Annotated in this window: 16 protein-coding genes and 2 pseudogenes; 13 read left to right on the forward strand and 5 right to left on the reverse strand. The window is 45.4% G+C overall.

The genetic code is table 11. The annotated features are described in order from the left end of the window. Window positions 1-42: 42 nt before the first annotated feature. The 6 genes from DW743_RS09285 to DW743_RS09310 all read left to right on the forward strand — a co-directional run bounded on the left by DW743_RS09285 (window position 43) and on the right by DW743_RS09310 (window position 8017). Window positions 43-1821 (forward strand): GmrSD restriction endonuclease domain-containing protein, encoded by a 1779-nt coding sequence (locus tag DW743_RS09285; RefSeq protein WP_117761530.1) that lies wholly within the window; start codon window positions 43-45, stop codon window positions 1819-1821. A gap of 101 nt (window positions 1822-1922) precedes the next feature. After that, entirely contained in the window at window positions 1923-2516 is a 594-nt protein-coding gene (locus tag DW743_RS09290) for a class I SAM-dependent methyltransferase (RefSeq protein WP_117761529.1), read from the forward strand. Beyond that, a complete protein-coding gene (locus DW743_RS09295; protein WP_117761528.1) occupies window positions 2480-5017 on the forward strand; it encodes a DEAD/DEAH box helicase in 2538 nt (845 codons plus the stop codon). The genes DW743_RS09290 and DW743_RS09295 overlap by 37 nt, the downstream gene beginning before the upstream one ends. A 289-nt stretch (window positions 5018-5306) precedes the next feature. After that, a complete protein-coding gene (locus tag DW743_RS09300; protein ID WP_227094077.1) occupies window positions 5307-5474 on the forward strand; it encodes a hypothetical protein in 168 nt (55 codons plus the stop codon). Then, window positions 5468-6967, forward strand: a complete 1500-nt coding sequence (locus DW743_RS09305) for a S8 family peptidase (protein ID WP_243004574.1) — start codon at window positions 5468-5470, stop codon at window positions 6965-6967. Before DW743_RS09300 ends, DW743_RS09305 begins: the two co-directional genes overlap by 7 nt. A gap of 24 nt (window positions 6968-6991) precedes the next feature. Further along, window positions 6992-8017 (forward strand): U32 family peptidase, encoded by a 1026-nt coding sequence (locus tag DW743_RS09310; RefSeq protein WP_117761527.1) that lies wholly within the window; start codon window positions 6992-6994, stop codon window positions 8015-8017. 140 nt (window positions 8018-8157) lie between these two features. Here the strand turns inward: DW743_RS09310 and DW743_RS18935 are convergent. After that, window positions 8158-8361, reverse strand: a pseudogene (locus tag DW743_RS18935) (DUF6783 domain-containing protein). Between DW743_RS18935 and DW743_RS18940 the strand changes: the two are divergent. From DW743_RS18940 to DW743_RS09330, 4 genes and pseudogenes are all read left to right on the forward strand, one after another. Continuing rightward, a pseudogene (locus DW743_RS18940) lies at window positions 8311-8430 on the forward strand (DUF6783 domain-containing protein); the annotation flags it as partial. The pseudogenes DW743_RS18935 and DW743_RS18940 overlap by 51 nt on opposite strands. 79 nt (window positions 8431-8509) lie before the next feature. Further along, on the forward strand, window positions 8510-8722 hold the full coding sequence (locus tag DW743_RS09320; RefSeq protein ID WP_022461118.1) for a ferrous iron transport protein A: 213 nt from the start codon (window positions 8510-8512) through the stop codon (window positions 8720-8722). Window positions 8723-8951: 229 nt separating this feature from the next. After that, complete coding sequence (locus DW743_RS09325) at window positions 8952-10190, forward strand: MYG1 family protein (RefSeq protein ID WP_117761526.1); 1239 nt, start codon at window positions 8952-8954, stop codon at window positions 10188-10190. 279 nt (window positions 10191-10469) lie between these two features. After that, window positions 10470-12356 carry a phage tail tip lysozyme gene (locus tag DW743_RS09330; protein ID WP_117761525.1) on the forward strand — a complete coding sequence of 629 codons (1887 nt, stop codon included), beginning with the start codon at window positions 10470-10472 and terminating at the stop codon, window positions 12354-12356. A gap of 103 nt (window positions 12357-12459) precedes the next feature. Here DW743_RS09330 and DW743_RS09335 read toward each other — a convergent pair whose 3' ends face one another. Next, complete coding sequence (locus tag DW743_RS09335) at window positions 12460-13140, reverse strand: HAD family hydrolase (protein ID WP_117761524.1); 681 nt, start codon at window positions 13138-13140, stop codon at window positions 12460-12462. A 180-nt stretch (window positions 13141-13320) separates the two neighbouring features. Here DW743_RS09335 and DW743_RS09340 point away from each other — a divergent pair, with 180 nt between their 5' ends. Then, on the forward strand, window positions 13321-14445 hold the full coding sequence (locus tag DW743_RS09340) for a DUF362 domain-containing protein (RefSeq protein ID WP_117761523.1): 1125 nt from the start codon (window positions 13321-13323) through the stop codon (window positions 14443-14445). A 344-nt stretch (window positions 14446-14789) separates the two neighbouring features. Here DW743_RS09340 and pdxT read toward each other — a convergent pair whose 3' ends face one another. Further along, the gene (gene pdxT / locus DW743_RS09350; RefSeq protein ID WP_117761521.1) at window positions 14790-15371 is read right to left on the reverse strand and encodes a pyridoxal 5'-phosphate synthase glutaminase subunit PdxT; all 582 of its coding nucleotides are present in this window, start codon (window positions 15369-15371) and stop codon (window positions 14790-14792) included. Continuing rightward, window positions 15371-16252, reverse strand: coding sequence for a pyridoxal 5'-phosphate synthase lyase subunit PdxS (pdxS, locus tag DW743_RS09355; protein ID WP_117761520.1), 882 nt, complete (start codon window positions 16250-16252; stop codon window positions 15371-15373). Before pdxS ends, pdxT begins: the two co-directional genes overlap by 1 nt. A gap of 144 nt (window positions 16253-16396) precedes the next feature. On the opposite strand from pdxS, the gene pdxR reads away from it, so the two are divergent. Together pdxR and DW743_RS09365 are read left to right on the forward strand one after the other, a co-directional pair. Then, window positions 16397-17851 carry a MocR-like pyridoxine biosynthesis transcription factor PdxR gene (gene pdxR / locus DW743_RS09360; protein WP_117761519.1) on the forward strand — a complete coding sequence of 485 codons (1455 nt, stop codon included), beginning with the start codon at window positions 16397-16399 and terminating at the stop codon, window positions 17849-17851. A 90-nt stretch (window positions 17852-17941) separates the two neighbouring features. Beyond that, a complete protein-coding gene (locus DW743_RS09365; RefSeq protein ID WP_117761518.1) occupies window positions 17942-18709 on the forward strand; it encodes a GNAT family N-acetyltransferase in 768 nt (255 codons plus the stop codon). Here the strand turns inward: DW743_RS09365 and DW743_RS09370 are convergent. After that, complete coding sequence (locus DW743_RS09370; RefSeq protein WP_117761517.1) at window positions 18704-19705, reverse strand: LacI family DNA-binding transcriptional regulator; 1002 nt, start codon at window positions 19703-19705, stop codon at window positions 18704-18706. The two genes, DW743_RS09365 and DW743_RS09370, sit on opposite strands and share 6 nt — an antisense overlap. Window positions 19706-19939: the final 234 nt, after the last annotated feature.

Consider the following 19939-nt stretch of genomic DNA (forward strand, 5'->3'; position numbering starts at 1 on the left):
AGAGGGATGTAATATGCCAGAAAAGGAAAGGAGAGCACGAAAATGGGAAAAGAATTATTCGACAATATTCCCAGCAAGGTATCTGATTTGCTGTCTGATGTAAAGAATGGACGGATCGGTCTGCCGGACCTTCAACGTCCTTTTGTCTGGAAAGATAATAAGGTTCGTGAACTGCTGGATTCTATGATGAAAGGCTATCCAATCGGATATATCATGCTGTGGTCATCTCCGGATGATTATGAAAATACGGGACATATTGGCAAGAATGAAAAAGTTTATAAACGCCCGGATGACCTTGTTATCGATGGACAGCAGCGTTTGACTGCATTACTTGCAGCAATGTATGGCGTGACCATCAAAGATCAGAATTATGAGGAAAGAAAAATCAAAATCTCCTTCAATCCTCTAACGTGCGAATTTGCCGTCTGGACACAGGCGTATGAACGCAATCCAGAATGGATCAGCGAGATTTGCAGCGTGTTTGCGGCGGACCAGGAGCACACTATTTCAAGATTCCGAAAGTCTTTTATCCGATCGGTAAATGAAAGCCGGGAGAAAAACGGGAAAGAGTTGCTTACGGAAGAGGAAGAAGATGTCATTGAAGAAAACATCAATAACCTTTTGAATCTTGGAATTTATTCTCTGCCAACCCTGAAAATCAGTTCAAAAGCGGATGAAGAAGATGTGGCCGAGATTTTTGTCCGTGTAAACTCCGGCGGTCAGAATCTTACGGAAAAAAATTTTATTGAAACTCTGATTGCTGTCTATGATAATGATGTCCATGCAAAGATTAACCAATTTTGTGCGGAATCAAGAGTACCGTCAAATGGAACCGCATTTAATCAGATTCTTCAGGTTGACCCTTCTCATCTGATTCGAATGTCTGTTGGCGTAGGATTTCGGAGAGCGCGTTTGCGATACGCGTATCTGCTGCTCCGCGGAAAGAATTTAAAAACCGGTGAAATTACGCAGGATGTGCGTGAAGAGAATCTGAGAATTTTCAAAGAATCTTTAGACATGGTAACCAATCTCAATAACTGGCATGCCTTCATGAATCTTTTTGCTTCTGCAGGCTATTTGAAAGGCAGCCTGGTGGCATCATCCAATGCGGTAGTTTTCAGCTATGTTTTATATCTGATCGGAAAATATGAGTATAAAGTATCGTCTGTTGAACTTCAGAAAATTATTCGCAAATGGATTTTTATGTCTACGATTACTGGATTTTATACGGGATCTACAGAATCAGAGGTTGAAAAACAGTTTGCTGATTTGCGAGATGTCCATCATGCAGATGAATTCGTATCATATCTGAATTCTGTTATCGGCAACCGATTTACGGATGACTACTTTGTTTATTCGCTGCCAGCCGAATTGAACAGTTCTTCGGCCAATTCACCGGCCTGGTACGGATATATTGCGGCAGTCAATGTACTGGGAACACCTATGCTGTTCAGCACAGCACCTCTGTCACAATACTTTGTATTAGGAGCAAATGGAGACAAAAATTCCGTGGACAAGCATCATATCTTTCCGAAACATTATCTTGAAAAGATCGGGTACGATAATGACCGTGACAGAAACCAGATTGCAAACTTTACATACTTGGACTATACAACAAACATTGATATTTCCGATGAAGCTCCGGCGGAGTATGTCAGCCGGTACCGAGAGAAATTAGGAGAAGAAGGATACCGGCTTGCCTGTGCTCAGAATGCATTACCTGAGAATTTTGAGCAGTTACCGTATCCTGAATTCCTGAAGCAGAGAAGATTATTGATGGCGCAGATCGTCAAAAAGGCATATAACGAACTTGACAAGTAAGTATCTATAAAATGTCTGAAGAAGTGTTTTCGGTTTAAAAAAGAGAAAACAGTTTTGCACAGCACATGCTTTACATTTTCTATCAAGGAGATCATCACAATATGGAAAACCAAACAATCGCTTATTACAACCAAAATGCAGCTTCTTTCATACAAGGCACTGTTTCTGTAGATTTCCAGACGACGCAGGATAAATTTTTAAACGCTTTGCCGGGAAAGAGAGTGCTGGATTTCGGGTGTGGTTCCGGAAGAGACACGAAGTATTTTCTGGGAAACGGTCTTGCTGTTACGGCGATGGACGGTTCAGAAGAACTGTGCAAATACGCCAGTGCCTATACCGGTATTCCGGTAAAAAACATGATATTTCAGGATTTGGAGGAGATGAATCAATATGACGGCATCTGGGCGTGTTCATCGATTCTGCATTTACCGAAAAAAGAATTAAAAATGGTATTCCATAAGATGGTAACAGCGTTGGACACTAATGGGATTATTTATACCTCCTTTAAATATGGAACGTTTGAAGGCGAAAGAAGCGGCCGTTTTTTTACGGATTTCACGCAGGATACTTTTTCTGATTTTATCAAGGATGTGGAGCAGATCCGAATAGAAGAAGAGTGGCTTACGGATGATGTAAGACCGGGAAGGGAGAGGGAAAAGTGGCTGAATCTGATATTGAAAAAGACAGATTTCTAGCAGAACACGCAGATTTTAGATTTCGGGAACAGGTGTGTTATCCAAATGGCGGAATTTCCCGGTTTTATGATAATGGGATAGATATGGTTGTTATTGATGATGGTATCTGCTCTCATGAGCCAAAAGAGCCGGTTTTTCCCTATATGCTGATTACGGAGAAGCAGAATGATTATATGCATCGCTTTCAAAGGGTGTTTCGTTTTCTGGGATATGCGCGGGAAAATCTGGATTCATATCTTGTCAAAGATGGAATTGTCCTGGAAGGCGGTTATATACGAAACACAGGAGATCGGAGCGAGCAGGCCGATGCTTCTCCGCTGGAAATTCATTTCGAAGAGAATTTTTCAAGTGTTTATGGAATGAATGCGCTGAGATATCTGACGCGGGAATATGGAATCTGTGATGAAAATGGAAGGAATTATTTTCTCGATTATTTTGTCAGAACAAAGGATCAGAAATATGCGATCGAAGAAAACGGCCTTGATTACCATCATCCGCAAATTATTGGAGAGGAAAAATATCGCAATCAGCTCAAGAAACAAAATACGTGCGCCCTGTGGGGGATCAAGTTATTTCGCTTTTCCAAAGAGGATTGCGAATTTGCCAGTCGGATTGAGGATGATATCAAACAGTATTTTGGAAAAGATTCTTCGAATTTTGTGGATGACGGAATCAAAGTTGAAAGAAAAGTTGAGCTGTATGAACATCAGACTGTCAGCCTGCAGGAGATACAAAAGCGCAGAGATGCGGGTATCAAGGCATTTTTGATTGTGCTGCCTACAGCAGCGGGAAAATCGAAAATTGTGGAAGAAGATTTACGGACATTCGCGGAAGGAAAACAAAAGTTTCGTGGACTGATTCTGGTTCCGGGAGTCAATCTTTTGCTGGACTGGGAAGAAAGAATAAAGGCTTCGCTGCCAGAGTTAAAAGATAAGATTGATATTCGAACGTATGCCTTCGCGGCCAGACATTATACGGACACTACACCAGACTATTACAATTATCTTGTCGTGGATGAAGCACATCATGCGGTTGCGCCAGTGCTGAAAAGAGTTGTGCAATACTATCGGACAGAATTTACGATAGGCCTGACGGCGACGGATCAGCGGCCGGATAAAAGAAAGCTGGAAACGGTGTTTGGATCGTATACGACTTCGTTATCCTTAAAAGAAGCGATGGAAAAGGGAGTGGTCGCGAAAGCGAATGTTTACCGGATTGAAACGAATCTTGATCTTTCCAGTGTAAGGTTTAATGGGCGGGATTATGTCAATGCGGATCTGGAGAAAAGAATCCGGGTCACTTCAAGAAATGAGCTGATTGTCCAGGTACTTTCAGAGTATTTTACGTCTGGCGAAGCGGGCACGAGACAGGGTGTTGTTTTTTGTGTCAATGTTGCGCATGCGAACGAAATGGCAAAGCTCCTTAATAAGGCAAATATTTCAGCGGCCAGCTACACAAGGCAGACAAAAAATCAAAGTTCTGTTATGAAAGCGTTCAAAGAAAAGGAAATTCGTTTCCTGTGTGCCTGCAATATGATTTCAGAAGGATGGGATTATCCGGAACTCGGCATTCTGGTGATGGCAAGGCCTACGCTTTCCAAGGTTCTTTATCTGCAGCAGGTCGGAAGGGGACTGCGGAAAACGGACACCAAGAAAAATGTGATTGTGATTGACGTAGTCGATGAGTACGGCGCCATGATCAAGCCCTGCAGTATGCATTCTGTTTTTGCCAATCCTTATTATGTTCCATTTGGCGATATCACAAAAATGGATTATAAACCGGGAGATCTGGTGGTGATTGATGGAATGGAAGAGCGGATTGAGCGGATTACAGAGGTGGATATCCATTCTTTTGAAGAAAAATACGGCGATTATCTGAGCCAGGAGCAGGTTGCCAGGGAATATTTTGTGAATACGGGAACCATCACAAGCTGGATCAGAGCCGGAAAATTAACGCCAGAAGTGCAGTACAAATTCGGCAGTAAAACGTTATACTTATTCAGTCCGGACGAAGTGGAAAAATATCGGAAGCAGCTTGGAATTAAGGAACACAACGATGCGACCATCAAAGAAGATTTTTTTGCGTTCCTGGAAGAAAGAGATTATTCCCTTTCTTATAAAATGCCGTTTTTACTGGCTTTTATCCGTCATGTGGATTCTATTGGAGATGCAAAAATAGAGGAGATTCTGGAGGACTATATTGCTTTTTACCAGGACAGAATAACCCGGGGACTTCCCGTAGACCGGAGTACATGCCCGTATAATGAAACGATGCTGCAGGATAAGAAAGCAATGCAGAGAAGTATGCTGACCAATCCGTTTGAGAAATTTGAGAGAAAACGGTTCTTGTATTATTCGAAGGATCTGAGTGTAATCTCGATGAATCATGCGCTGTACAGCCAGATGGAAGCAGGGGACTGGGAGCGGGTGAGAAGGCAGATGGAGGAAGATCTGGCGGAGTATTATGCGAAAGTGGAAGGAGCTGTGCTGGTGAAGAGATAGCAGAAAGAATTTCTTCCCCAGAGATTTGATTTGGAAAGGTGCGTGTAAATATAGCAGGATACAAGAGATTACCGGTGGAACTTGAAGACTTTCGGGAAGTTTAAAAATCCGGATTTTACTATGTAGATAAAACAAAGCTGATGGAACAGCTTTTTGAAAGTAAACGGTAAATTCCGAGTACCTTTTTATCCCACTACATTTATGCCATAATCATACTGACCAAATTAACATAGTCCAAAAAGTTCAGTACTCAACTTTTTAGACTGACTATAATTAAGGGAGGGATGGTATGGCTACGCAAACCAGTCTTATAGCGCAGCAGGTCAGGATCCGGCAGTGGGCAGAACAAATTCGTGCCTGTCAGAACCGTCCGGCGGTCATGGATGTTGACACCTGGTGCGTACAGAACAATCTCACAAAATCTAATTCTCTGAGATTTCAAGAGACGATGTGTTAGATGCGTATGAGGATATGGAAGAGGATGCCGGATTATTAATCCCACATCCACAGAACGAACCGGTCATAGGTGTGATAGATACACAGTTCAATGAAAAAGTGTATTTTCACGAGTGGGTTGAATATAAAAATCTATTGGACCCTAATATTCCTCTGTCCAGGAAAGATTATGAACACGGAACAGCTGTCAGCTATATTATCGTAGATGGTCCACAGGGAAACCCGGAGCTTGCGGATGGCTGTGGCAGATTTCGTGTAAGACATTTTGGCGTGGCAACAAATAACGGATTTAGTTCTTTTACTGTTCTGAAAATGATCCGAAATATTGTTGCGTCTAATCGAGATATTAAAATCTGGAATTTATCGCTGGGGTCAAAGCTTGAAATCAAACCAAATTTTATTTCGCCGGAGGCTGCAGAGCTGGATCGTATTCAGAGTGAATATGATGTTATTTTTGTGGTAGCAGGTACAAATATTCCGGCAGGAGTTACCAAAAAGAATATGAGAATTGGATCTCCGGCAGATTCCCTGAATTCTATGGTGGTTAATGCTGTGGATTTTGCAGGAAACTCTGCTTCTTATACCAGGATTGGACCTGTTCTGTCGTTTTTTCATAAACCGGATGTCAGTTATTATGGTGGTGATGGAACGGTCTATACAGATAAAATGGTGGTATGCAAAGACGATATGGGAGCAGCATACGTAGCGGGAACTTCATTTGCAGCGCCATGGATTTCACGTAAACTGGCATATTTGATTCATATTATGGGATTAAGCCGGGAAGTGGCGAAAGCATTGCTGATTGATGCAGCTGCCGGATGGAATCGAAGAGATGATATTTCACATAGAATCGGATATGGTGTTGTGCCAAAGCATATTAATGAAGTTTTAAAAACACCGGATGATGAAATACGTTTCATTATGACAGGGGCATCGGAGGAATATGAAACTTATACTTATAATCTGCCAGTGCCTGTTGTAGATCATGCGCACCCGTTTTATGCAAGAGCTACCCTGGCATATTTTCCACAGTGCGATCGCAAACAGGGTGTTGACTATACGAGTACAGAAATGGATATTCATTTTGGCAGAGTTGTTGCCAAAAGAGGGTCAACCATGATTAAAGCAATTGATGACAATCGACAGTCTGAAGAGAAACAGATTACTTTGTACGAAGAAGATGCAAGAAAAATGTATCGCAAATGGGATAATGTGAAACATATCAGTGAAAAAATAAAAGAAAAAAGGGTTCCCCGAAAGGCTTATGATTCTGGGTTATGGGGACTTAAGATTAATACGAAAGAACGCTTGCAGAAAAGAAAAGATTCTCTTCCGTTTGGTGTGGTTGTAACGTTAAAAGAGATGAATGGAGTAAATCGTATAGACGATTTTGTGAAGATGTGTCTTGCAAGAGGTTGGCTGGTTCAGAGACTTGATATTGAAAATCAGCTGGATTTGTATGCTAAGGCGGAGGAAGAGATTGAATTTGAATGAGTCGCAAGCGAAAGGATTTAACTTATGAAAATCACATCAGGCCTCGGCTCCATTGATGACTATCCCCGTTACGTCCGCGCCGGTGCAGACGAGCTGTTCTGCGGTTACGTTCCATTTTCCTGGTCAGAAAAATACGGAACGGTTCTGCCGCTGAATCGGAGAGAGGTCTTAAACTATAATGTACAAATCGGATCGTTCAGTGAACTGGAAATTCTGGCTAATATGGTGCAGAAATATCAGAAGCCGGTGCATTTGACGTTTAATTCACTGTATTACCGGCCGGAGCAGTATGAAGAAATTGCGCAGATCATCCAACAGTGCCGCAGCATAGGGTTTGACAGTTATATTCTTGCGGATCCCGCGCTGCTTGTGTACCTGCGAAAAGAAAAGATCGACTGTGAGGTGCATCTGAGCGGGGATTTGGGAACGGTGAATTCTGCGATGACAGAGGTTTTTGCGAAAGAATACCCGAAGAGGATCATTTTCCAGCGCAAAAATACGATCTCGGAAATGCGTGCAGTGATTCGGCATATAACTGCGCAGAAAGAAGCCGCTCGAAAAGAATGGACTTATCCAACGGAGTTCGAGGCATTTGCTTTGAATGAACTGTGCCAGTTCAGTGGTGCTTTCTGCAATTCCCTGCACTGCGATGAAATGGGATATCTTTGCCGGGTTCCTTACTGGAAGAAACCGATGTCGTTTTCAGAATCTAAATTAGAAAAACAAGAAAAAAATCGTCCGGGAGAAAATATTTCTATATCCGAATGGGATTCTGCATCAGAACTGACGAATCCTGTATCGGAAGATGGTTACCTCTGTGGCGCAACCGGCTGCGGCCTGTGTACATTAAAACGGCTTTCCGATGCCGGAATCACTCATCTGAAGCTGGTAGGCCGGGGAAATTATACTGATTTTATGGAGCGTGATATCCGAAATCTGCGCCGCACACTGGAGATTCTGGAGGATTCTTCTACGGAAGAAGAATATATCCGAGCGATGAAAGCAGAGCTTTTTCCAAATGGATGCAGTCACATGTGCTATGCCAGATAAAATATGTCAATTCTTTCTGAATCTAAAGAGATAGTGGAGAACGTAATGAGAAATGTTTTCCCAGCACGCTTTAATAATTGACATAATGATGAATCGTCTTCTGCGTGATTATTTATAATAATTACGAAATGCGACGAAAATCAACCAGACGCTGCTGAAACGGATCGTGGCCGTAGCTTCGATTGCGATCGCGTGCAGCAAACTCTTTTTCTGATTGAAAAACTAGAGTGTGTTTGAAAAACCATTTCCGCAGCCTGCACGCCCCGCTTTGCGGTATATTTTGCCCTCATTCAGTCGCCGTAGCCCGCTACGCCTCCTTCATTCAGACAAAATCTCCCACAAATTGGAACATGCAGACTACGAAAAGCCTTTTTCAAACACACTCTAGCGCTTTGCACACAAACTTTAGTTAGAAGCGTATCCCAATTGTTCTTATTGACTAAATATTTCCTCAGGGAATACAATATAGAAAAAGTAAAAAGGAGGGATACCATGCAGGCACTTTCAAAGAAAAAAACCGGTGATATCTGTACCATCAAATGGATGTTTGGAATCCCTGATGTTCTGGATTTCCTCCGAAGCCGTAAAATCAAAGAAGGCAGCACCGTACAGGTCATCCAGAGAATAAACGGTGGATTGATCCTTGGCATGGATGGAAAACGGATTGCAATGTGTGATGCAGCTGCAGACCGGATTCAGGTATGAAAGGAAGAAAAATCAAAATGAGCGGAACCTTGGAAGAGGAGCCGCTCATTTTGATTTTCCAAATACCCACAAAAGAATTTTCGTAGATAAGTGTGCAGACTACGGAAATGATTTTTAATAAAGATGTACCAGGAAGTTTTCAAGTTTTTCTTTACATAGAACCGTTGCGAAACAGCCGCCAGATAGAGTAAAATAGAGCAGATCTTAAGAAAAAGGAAGTTGGAATTTTATGACATTATTAGAACAGATACAAAAAGAACATGCCGCTGCTTTTACGCACGGCGGAAAATTTCATGCGGATGATGTGTTCTCTGCGGCACTGCTTCTGCATTTTAATCCGCAGCTTACCATCCAGCGCGGAAATCGTGTGCCGGAGGATTTTGACGGGATTGTTTTTGATATTGGAAGAGGAGAATACGACCATCACCAGAAAGACAGCCGGATCCGGGAAAACCAGGTTCCGTACGCGGCGTTTGGCCTTTTATGGGAGGCACTTGGCACAGAAATTTTAAGTCCGGAGATGGCCGCGCGGTTTGACGAGAAGTTTGTACAGCCGCTCGATCTCAATGATAATACAGGAGAAAAGAATGAACTCGCCAGTATGATCGGCATGTTCAATCCGGTATGGGATGATAACAGCGGAAGCGATGCAGCTTTCCTGGAAGCGGTGGCAGTGGCCGGACGGATTTTGGAACATAAATGGGAGCGTTTTCGTGCGGATGAGCGGGCGGAGCAGCAGTTTGCAGCTCTTCTTGCCGAACACAGGAAGCGGATCGCAGCGGAGAAAAAGGCAGGAACAATGGATGAAAAGATTCTGATTCTGTCGGAATTTTTTCCATGTCAGAAACAGCTTTCCGCGACTGAAATTGCATTTCTGATATTCCCATCGAACCGCGGCGGTTGCTGCGTGCAGCCGGTTCGAAAAGAAAATTCATTCAATTACAAGTATGATTTTCCGGAAACATGGCTTGGCCTGGAAAAAGAAGCACTGCAGGAAGCGACGGGGCTTTCCGATGTGTCTTTCTGCCACAAAGGAGGATTTCTTCTCACCGCAGAAACGCTTGACGATGCCGTCGCTGCCTGTCGCATCAGCCTTGCGGGAATGCCAAAAGCACCGGTTCTGATCCACATCGGTACCGATGCGATCGATGCGGATGACGCGCTTTTGCGGCAGATGCCGGGCATGGAGCATGCAGTTATTCTTCATAAACCGCTGCCGGAGGCCCCGGAACTGAACATCTGTGGCAGTTATGCCGTGTCATCACTTGAAAAAGCAGAATGGAAGATACGCCTGCGGGAATACCTGTCGGACTTGTTAAAAGAAAAGCCGGAGGCTGTCTGTGTCAGCGGTGATCTCTTTGCGGCCTATCCGGTCATGCACCAGCTCCGCAAGAAACATATTCCGGTTCTGACGGTATCAGAGCAGAATGGAAAACGGCTTCTGATCCGCATTCCGTCCGGTTCCTGAGAATTTACAGAGAATCTCTCTCATTTCACGCGTTAAACAGAAAAATTCCTCAATAGGTGATTTGTTTCTTTGCATCTGCTGTTGTCTGTGATACAATATAGAAAATACGTGAAATTTTTTGCACAATGAAAACGAATGATATCATTTTTGGTTTATCTTCAAAAAAAGAGGCCAGACTTTACAGGAACGATACGTTTTTGTGATTTCATCCGAACGGCCTCAAAAGCAGAAAATGGCAGGCAGAAATCGACAAACAGCAGAGAGGAGAGCAAAACATATATGATTTCAAAGAAAAAATTTGGCACAACGGTAACAGCGTTCGGCGTGGCAGCCGGAATGCTTCTCGGTTCGGCTGCACCGGCGCATGCAGAGGAGACAGCGAAAACGGTGCAGGAAACGCAGAAAGATCAGGCGGATGCACCGACCACGCAAAGTGAAACGGAAAACGGAAACACAGAAGAAGCCGTTGTTCCGGCTGTAGAAACACAGGAAACCGAGACACCAGCAGAAGAACCGTCCGTACCATCTCAGGATGAAAATGCCGCTTCCACAGAGGAGCCAGAAGTACCGGAAACGCCAGAACCGACAGAGGATCCGACTCCAACGGAGCCACCGGAAGACCCGAATCCAGGCGAGATGCCGGAGCCATCTCCAAGTGAAACCCCGGAACCAACTCCAGGCGAAACTCCAGAACCGTCGGTAACGCCATCCCCAAGTGAAACGCCGACTCCAGCCCCGTCCGAAACCCCAGAACCAACAGAAACACCGGTGCCAACCGAGACGCCTGCACCAGCCCCGACAGAAACACCGAAAAATGATGAGACACAGGCGTATGACTGGATTCAGACGATTGATTACGGAAAATATATCAGCTCCATGAAAAAAGATCTCCGCGCAGGTTTCGCACAGGTCGACAAAGCGTACGCCTACGCAAAGGTCGATACCAGATTAAACGTCCGCGAAAGCGGTTCCACCAGCGCACGGATCGTGGGAACACTTCCGGCAAAGGCACTCTGCTTTGTGATCGCCGATGCGGATCAGGAGTGGGTTTATATTGAATCGGGCGACGTCCGCGGCTTTGTCCGTACGGATTATCTGCAGCAGGGAAAAGAGGCGCTGGAATATGTAACCGGCACCGGAGAGGATCAGATGAAACTGGCGGATCAGGTGATCGATCCGTCTGAAAATGAAGCCTTTCCCTATAAAAAAGAAACGGTTTATGAAGTAAAAACCTCAACCGGAAACGGTATTATCACATTTGCAAAACAGTTCGTTGGCAGACCATACGTCTGGGGTGGAAACTCCCTGACGGACGGTATTGACTGCTCTCATTTTGTATGGCAGATTCTGACCCGTTGCGGTGCGTACGACGGTGAATATACGATCTCCGGCGGATGGCGCAGCCTTGGAACGGAGGTTGCAAGCCTGGATGAGGCACGCGCAGGCGATGTTATTTGCTATAATGGCCATGTGGCGCTGTATGACGGAGAAGGAAAAATTGTAGAAGCGCTGAACGAAAACGCCGGTATCACCTGCGACCGCCCGGTGGACTGTGACACGATTCTGACGATCCGTCGTTTTGCAGCCGACGATGAAATCGGTGGAACGAACGCAGAAAAGATCTGGAATTACTTCCTGATGCACGGATTTACAAAAGAAGGAGCCGCCGGTATTATGGGAAATATTGCAAACGAGGCATCCACAGACCTCAATCCGACACTGCTTGAGTATGGCTCTACCAGCCGCACAAGCCTGAGCGGAGAGCAGTACACGAACCTTGTTGATGCCGGAATCATTTCCCGTGACGAAGTGATCCGAAGTTCCCGTTTTGGCCTTTACAGTGGCGGAAGATATGGATATGGTCTCTGTGGTTTTACAGATCCAACGATCAAAGAGTATCTGTGCCGATATACCATTGATCTTGGAAAGAGCCTTGGAAGCCTGTCCGGCCAGCTCGACAGTCTGATGGCCTACCTTTCCGACTACAATCCGAATCTGTTGGACAGACTGAAAAATGCCGAAGATGTTGACACCGCAGCAACTGCCTTCATGCGTGAATACGAAAAATGCGCAAACCAGAGCACACAGCAGAAACTGCGTACAACAGCAGCAGAACAGATCTACAATGTTATGGAATTGTATGATTCGCCGGTAGATGTAGAATAAACGAACAGATGATGAAAACGTGTTAAAGAAAGTCCTCCACAGCAGAAAGATTCTGTGTGGAGGACTTTCTTACAGTAAAATAATTGAATTTATGTATGATTTTTTACTTCCAGCTTTTCAGTTTGTCCGCTTCTGGAGTCTGCAGCAGAATTTCTTTACAGGCCAAAAGAGAAGGACTCACATAATCACAAAATGGAAAAAGCTCTTTTGTATACGGTGTCAGATCCGGGATCATGCAGGAGATGGCACCAGCTGCACGCGCGGCCTTCAGACCATTGATGCTGTCTTCGGCTACTATGCATGCAGCAATCGGAACTTTCAGAAGAGACGCTGCTTTTAAGAAAATTTCCGGATCCGGCTTGCTGTTGATTACCTCATCCCCGCAGACTGAAGCATCGATATACTGGTCAATGCCAGACTGTTTCCAATAGTCTTCCGCAATGCGCCGCGTTGTAGAAGTAGCAACGGCAACTTTGATCGAATGCTCTTTGAGCCAGGAAAGAAACTCATGAAGCCCTGGTTTTTCCGGGACACCGTTGCGTCGAATATAATCGTTTAGATACGCCGTGCGGATTGCGCGTCCTTCATCGTATGTCACCTGTCCGTGAAACCACTCCTCAAACAGCTTTCTGCTCCGCGGAAGCGCACTGCCGCGCATCTGCGAAAGATGTTCCTCCGTGAGCGTAAAATTCAGCTCCCGGGCAGCTTTTTGCCAGCCCTCTTTCATTACAATCTCGGTGTCAAACAGGATACCATCCATATCGAATAATACTGCCTTTATCATAAACATGACCTCCAAAGCACTTCTGTATTTTCAGTTGCTTAAAAACTATGTTCAGTATACGAAAAATCCAGAAAAAAGACAAGCCCAAGAGACAAACAGAAGACCACAAATTATACTTGACTTCAACCTAGCTTGAAGTGATATGCTGTCAAAAAATGACAAATCAGGAGGAATGACAAAATGGAAAAGTCAACGGTTTATTTTACCGACTTTCGATGTCCGGTTGGAACGAGTCAGCTTGACAAGCTGAAAAAGCTCTGTATTGCTGCTGGCATCAAAGACATTGATATGGAAGGCAAATTCGTCGCAATCAAAATGCATTTTGGCGAACTGGGAAACATGGCGTTTCTTCGTCCGAATTATGCGAAAGTGGTTGCAGATCTCTGTAAAGAGCAGGGAGGCCTTCCGTTTCTGACAGACTGCAATACGTTATATCCGGGCAGCAGAAAAAATGCCCTGGAGCATCTTGACTGTGCGAATCTGAATGGATTCAATACCATTACCACAGGATGCCAGATTATCATCGGAGATGGAGTGCGAGGAACCGATGAAATCGAAGTTCCGGTTGTCAACGGAGAATATTGCAAAACAGCATTGATTGGCCATGCAATCATGGACGCAGATATTTTTATCAGTCTGAGCCATTTCAAAGGCCATGAAGCAACGGGCTTTGGCGGTGCACTGAAAAATATCGGTATGGGATGCGGAAGCCGCGCCGGAAAGATGCAGCAGCATGCCAGTGGAAAACCGGCGATCAATACGGATGTCTGTCGTGGCTGCCACCGCTGTGCAAAAGAATGCGGAAGCGATGCAATTTCCTATGTGGATAAAAAAGCAGTCATTGACTATGACAAATGCAAAGGATGCGGCCGCTGCATCGGTGCCTGCAGTTTTGATGCGGTTTACAATCCAAACAGCAGTGCAAACGAGCTTCTCGACCGGAAAATGGCGGAGTATGCACAGGCTGTCTGTCATGGACGTCCGTGCTTCCATATTTCTCTGGTACAGGATATCAGCCCGAACTGTGACTGCCATGGTGAGAACGATGCTCCGATCCTGCCGGATATCGGAATGTTTGCAAGCTTCGACCCGGTTGCTCTTGATCAGGCGTGTGCCGATGCCTGCCTGAAGGCAACTCCGATCGAAAACAGTCAGCTTGGCGAGCATCTTGCAGAGCCGGGATGGCATTGCCACCACGATCATTTCAAGGATTCCAATCCGAATATTGAATGGCAGGCAACCCTTGACCAGGCAGAGAAAATTGGTCTTGGTACGAGACAGTATGAACTGAAACGTATCAAATAATAATTCAAAAATGCTTTATGGCAGGTAAACAACGTGGAAAGCTCCAGCTTCTCGGATGAAAAATCAACGAGAAGCTGGAGCTTTTTGCGATCAGATTTTATTTTCTTCAGAGATAACAACGTTTTTTTCATCCATTATATGGATAATGGTTTCACGGAAAATCTTGTCACACGGGAGAACGTAAGCCGGGAAAAAGACCGGATTCGAATCGGTGACAGGGGAACCCTAAAAATAGATGGTGTTTCTCCGGAAAAGATTCAAATTATTCCATGGGACTGCATTGCGGTATGAAAACAGAGCAAAAGACTGTGCAAATGAATTTATGATTTGCACAGTCTTTTGCTTTATACGTTGCTGATCATCGAAAGAAATGTCTTATGAATCCTCATATCCGGGTCGAGCTCCGGGTGGAAGGAGAAGGCCATCTGGTTTTTATATTTTACACCGACAATCCGCTCTTCCACAACCGCGAGCACTTCCACGCCGTTCCCCACAGATGCGATATACGGCGCACGGATAAACGTCATCGGCACTGTTCCAATGCCCACAACCGGTGCTTCTGTGTGGAAGCTGCCTAACTGTCGGCCGTAGGCGTTCCGCTTGATGCACATGGGAATCGTGCCGAAATACTGCTCTGGCTGTCCCTTCATCTGTCCGTCGATCGTTTCTGCCAGAAGAATTGCACCGGCACAGGTTGCGAGGACCGGCATGCCGTTTTCAATCTGGCTTTTCATGATATCGAACATGCTAAGCTCTTTTAAAAGCTTTCCCTGAACGGTACTCTCGCCGCCCGGCAGTACAAGTGCATCGTAAGGCTCGGCAAGATCGCGGGCCTGCCGCAGTTCGATGCATTCGGCGCCAAGCTGTTCTAATACTTTTTCATGTTCTGCAAATGCGCCCTGCAATGCAAGCACTCCAATTTTCATTATTTTCCTCTTTCTGCCATCAGTAAGGCGATTTCCTGCTCGTTGATGCCGACCATAGCCTCGCCGAGATCAGCGGAGAGTTCTGCGATCCGTTTGGCATCGGTGTAGTTGGTAACAGCTTTTACGATGGAAGCGGCACGTTTTGCCGGGTTGCCGGATTTGAAGATACCGGATCCGACGAAGACGCCTTCTGCTCCGAGCTGCATCATCAGCGCTGCATCGGCAGGCGTTGCCACACCGCCGGCTGCAAAGTTGACAACCGGGAGACGGCCGTTATCATGAACATACTGAACAAGATCGTATGGAACCTGCAGGACCTTGGCTGCCTCAAACAGCTCATCCTCACGCATTGAGGTCAGTTTCTGAATTTCGCTGTTCATTTTTCTCATATGGCGGACCGCCTGTACGATATCGCCGGTTCCCGGCTCACCTTTGGTACGGATCATAGACGCTCCCTCGTTGATCCGGCGGAGTGCCTCGCCGAGATCCTTTGCACCGCAGACAAACGGTACTTTGAAATTTCGTTTGTTAATATGGTAGACATCATCCGCCGGGGAGAGAACCTCACTCTCGTCGATGTAGTCGATTTCGATGGCTTCAAGAACCTGTGCCTCTACAAAGTGGCCGATGCGGCATTTTGCCATAACCGGAATGGAAACGGCTTCCTGAATGCCGCTGATCATCTTCGGATCACTCATACGGGAAACGCCGCCGGCTGCACGGATGTCTGCAGGAATCCGCTCCAGTGCCATAACGGCACAGGCACCAGCTTCCTCGGCAATATGCGCCTGCTCCGGAGTGGTAACGTCCATGATCACGCCACCCTTTAACATCTGTGCCAGTTCTTTGTTCAGTTTGTATCTCTCATTTGCTGCTGTCATAATAAGTTCCTCCGTGTCTGAAAAATTTTAGTTCCTGTTTTAGCTTTACTTTTGCTCTGCCACACAGTATACTGGTAAAGTGACTATAAAAAAATTGCCAAAACAAATATATTCAGTAAGGTCAGATGAGAGGAGAACGGTCGGATGCTGACGTATAATTTTGCGAATATAGGGTCAGATTCCCTGTATGAATATTTATATAAATGTATCAAAAATGACATATTGCTGGGAAATATCCGCCCTGGAGAGAAGCTGCCGTCGAAACGGACGTTCGCGAAAAATCTGGGTATCAGCGTCATTACCGTCGAGAATGCCTATGCGCAGCTTGTTGCGGAAGGCTATCTGTATTCCATGCCAAAGCGCGGATTCTATGCGGCTGATCTGGAAATTGAGGATTCCATGCGGGATGCGGTGCCAAAAGAGATCCTGCAGGTAGCAAACGGGGAGACTTCCTATTTTGCGGATTTTTCCAGTAACCAGACGGACAGCGAGATTTTTCCGTTTACAATCTGGACGCGGACGGTGCGTGCTGTCCTGAATGACAACCGGATCCAGCTCATGATCAATTCCCCGTGCGCCGGGATTTTAAAGCTGCGCAGTGCGATTGCAAAATATCTGCGAGAGTTTCGTGGAATGCAGGTGCTGCCGGAGCAGATTATTGTCGGCGCAGGAACGGAGTATCTGCATAACCTTCTGATTCAGCTTCTCGGAAACGATCTTGTTTATGGAGTAGAGGATCCCGGGTATCACAAAATTGCGCGGATTTATGAGAGTATGAAGGTGCGGTACGAGCCAGTGCCGCTCGACCAGGACGGTGTTTCGGTGCAGGAGCTGGAAAAAAGATCGGTTGATATTATTCATACCTCCCCGTCCCATCACTTTCCAACCGGGACAGTCATGCCGGTCAGCCGCCGTTATGAACTGCTCGGCTGGGCAGCAAAATCAGATCATCACTATATCATTGAGGACGATTATGACAGTGAGCTGCGTCTCGGCGGAAAGCCGTTTCCGACACTGCAGAGTATCGACGTTTCGGACAAGGTCATCTATATGAATACGTTTACGAAAACACTTGCCTCCACGGTACGGATCAGCTATATGGTGCTTCCGCAGACATTAGCGGAGAAATTTTATCGCGAGCTGTCGTTTTATTCCTGCACCGTCTCCAACTTTGAGCAGTACACACTGGCAGAGTTTATTGAGAATGGCAGTTTCGAAAAACATATCAACCGGCTGCGAAACTATTATCAGAACAAACGAGATCTGATTTTACAGGAACTCGAAAAGAAGCCGCTCGGTGATTACGTGACCATCGAGGAGGAAGAAGCAGGCGTTCATTTTCTGATGCATCTTCGCACGGATTTGAAAGAAGAGTCGATTGTCACGCAGGCGAAATCCCGTGGTGTGAAATTAAAGCCGCTCTCCGGCTATTACGCGGATGCGGCGGAGGCAATAAAGCAGGAAAATACGTATGTCATGAACTATTCCTCTATCGATCCGGCTGCAATGGAGCGGGCGGCGGGAGTGCTGCTTCATATTCTGCGGGCGCATATGACGGAAAACACATTTGAGGCAGAGATGAAAAAGAGCCAGGAATAATCATAAATTGATCCACAGAAATAACTGCAGGGAATGAGCTTCTCTGATGCCCAGCAGTTTCTATTACAAACTCATAAAGGAGAAAAGCATATGATGAATCGTGAAATGATGGAGCTTGCCATGAGGCAGTCTGCGGAAGATATGGGGTGCCGCGTGGAAGATTTCAAGGCGGACAAAAATGTTGTTGTTCCCATAAAATTAGGAAAGAAGGCCCGCAAATATTTGAAAGAGCCTATTACCTGCAATCTGGTTTCCTATGGAAATAATATCATGGCGGCTTCCATACCGGAGACGATGGATCTGGTATCTGCGTATGTAGACAAATTCGAATTTTACCACTGTTTTGAGACACCAAACATGCATTGGCTGAATGAACGTTTAGCTGAAAAAGGTCACAAAATATGTTTCATGGCAGAATACTATCTGCCGGACATCAGCCGGATACCGACTCTTTCCTGCGCCTATGAGACACGAGTATTGACACAGGAAGATTTTGCGGATTTGTATCGACCGGAATGGAGCAATGCGCTTTGCGAAGATCGGAAGAATCTGGATGTACTTGGCGTCGGCGCATATGACGGAAGCACGCTGGTGGGACTTGCTGCCTGTTCTGCCGATTGCGACGATATGTGGCAGATCGGTGTGGATGTTTTGCCGGAATACAGACGAGAGGGGATTGCCTCTGCACTGACAAGCAGACTTACAAAAGAGATCATAAACAGGGGTAAAGTACCGTTTTACTGTACCGCCTGGTCTAATGTCAGATCTGTAAGAAACGCTGTTAAAAGCGGTTTTATTCCGGCATGGGTAGAAATGACTGCAAAACCGGCAAATATTGTTGATGAGATGAATTTATGAAGGAACCTTTCCTGTCGATTCCCGCTGAATCAGCTGTGCATGCAACAAATATGTACTGATCGGGATGCGATTGAGAAGACTTGACAATGCAAAAAATCCACTTTTTCCGAGCTCCAGCCGATCTTGTCTGATGGTTGTAAGGGGCGGTGACGTACAAGCAGCAATCGGCAGATCATCAAATCCGATAATGCTGATATCATCAGGAATCTGGAATCCCAGCTGCTGACATTGCGTGAGCGTTGCACTTGCAAGGGTATCCTGGTTGCAAATAATAGCAGTAATTCCGTTTTCCAGGAAACGGGGAAGATGCTTTTCCATACATTCTGACAGATAATAAGAACAGCCGATCGCAGCAGGAGAAGTCTTCAGTCCATGCTGGTGCATGGAACGGAGAAAGGCAGCATGGCGTGCCTGGAGAACCCGGGCACCGAGGGAGCTGCTCAGATAGGCGATCTTCCGGTGTCCAAGTCCGGCTAGATAAGAGACGGCAAGCTCCATTCCCTCCTCATTATCAATACCTACATAAGCGGTGGAAGGATTCCCTACTATATAGTTGTCGAAAAGAACAGCCGGTGTGCGGCTGATTTTAAAGTCCTGAATCCAGGGATCGCTCAGGGAAAAGCCGATCACAAAAGCTCCTATATAATCATGCTCCAGCATGAAAACATCATAATGCTGGCTTCTTTGGGTCTTAATATCAACAGGCACAATTTCAACATCAAATCCGGCCGGTTCTGCCATCTGACGAAAACCCACCAGGATATCATAGGCAAAATGATGCGGTTCCTGATACCGCATATTCTCCTTTTCTATTATAATACAGACTTTTTTCGTCGGTTTCTTATAACGCCGCAGCTTCGTATAACCCAGAGCCACGGCAGTTTCCAAAACCTGTTTCCGTAAAGCTTCGCTGATATCAGGCGCGTCATTGAGCGCTTTGGATACCGTGCTCTTGGAAACTCCCATTTTATCAGCAATATCCTGAATGGTAGTCATAATCGGCAATCCTTTCACAAAACAAAAAATGTAAACTCCCAGCTATCATAGGTGTCAAAAGACCTTTTGATCCCGGTATCATTATATAAAATCATAAGATAAAAAGCAATCAATACCTTGAAAAAGAAATGTTTCGTTAAGTTTCGAAAAAGAAAGCATCCTGCACAAAAATCATCCTGAAAATTATCTGAATTTTACGAAAGCGTAGGGAAAAATGGAAATTGATTGACGAAG

Source organism: Blautia sp. AM28-27 (assembly GCF_003480905.1).
GTDB lineage: Bacteria > Bacillota > Clostridia > Lachnospirales > Lachnospiraceae > Fusicatenibacter > Fusicatenibacter saccharivorans.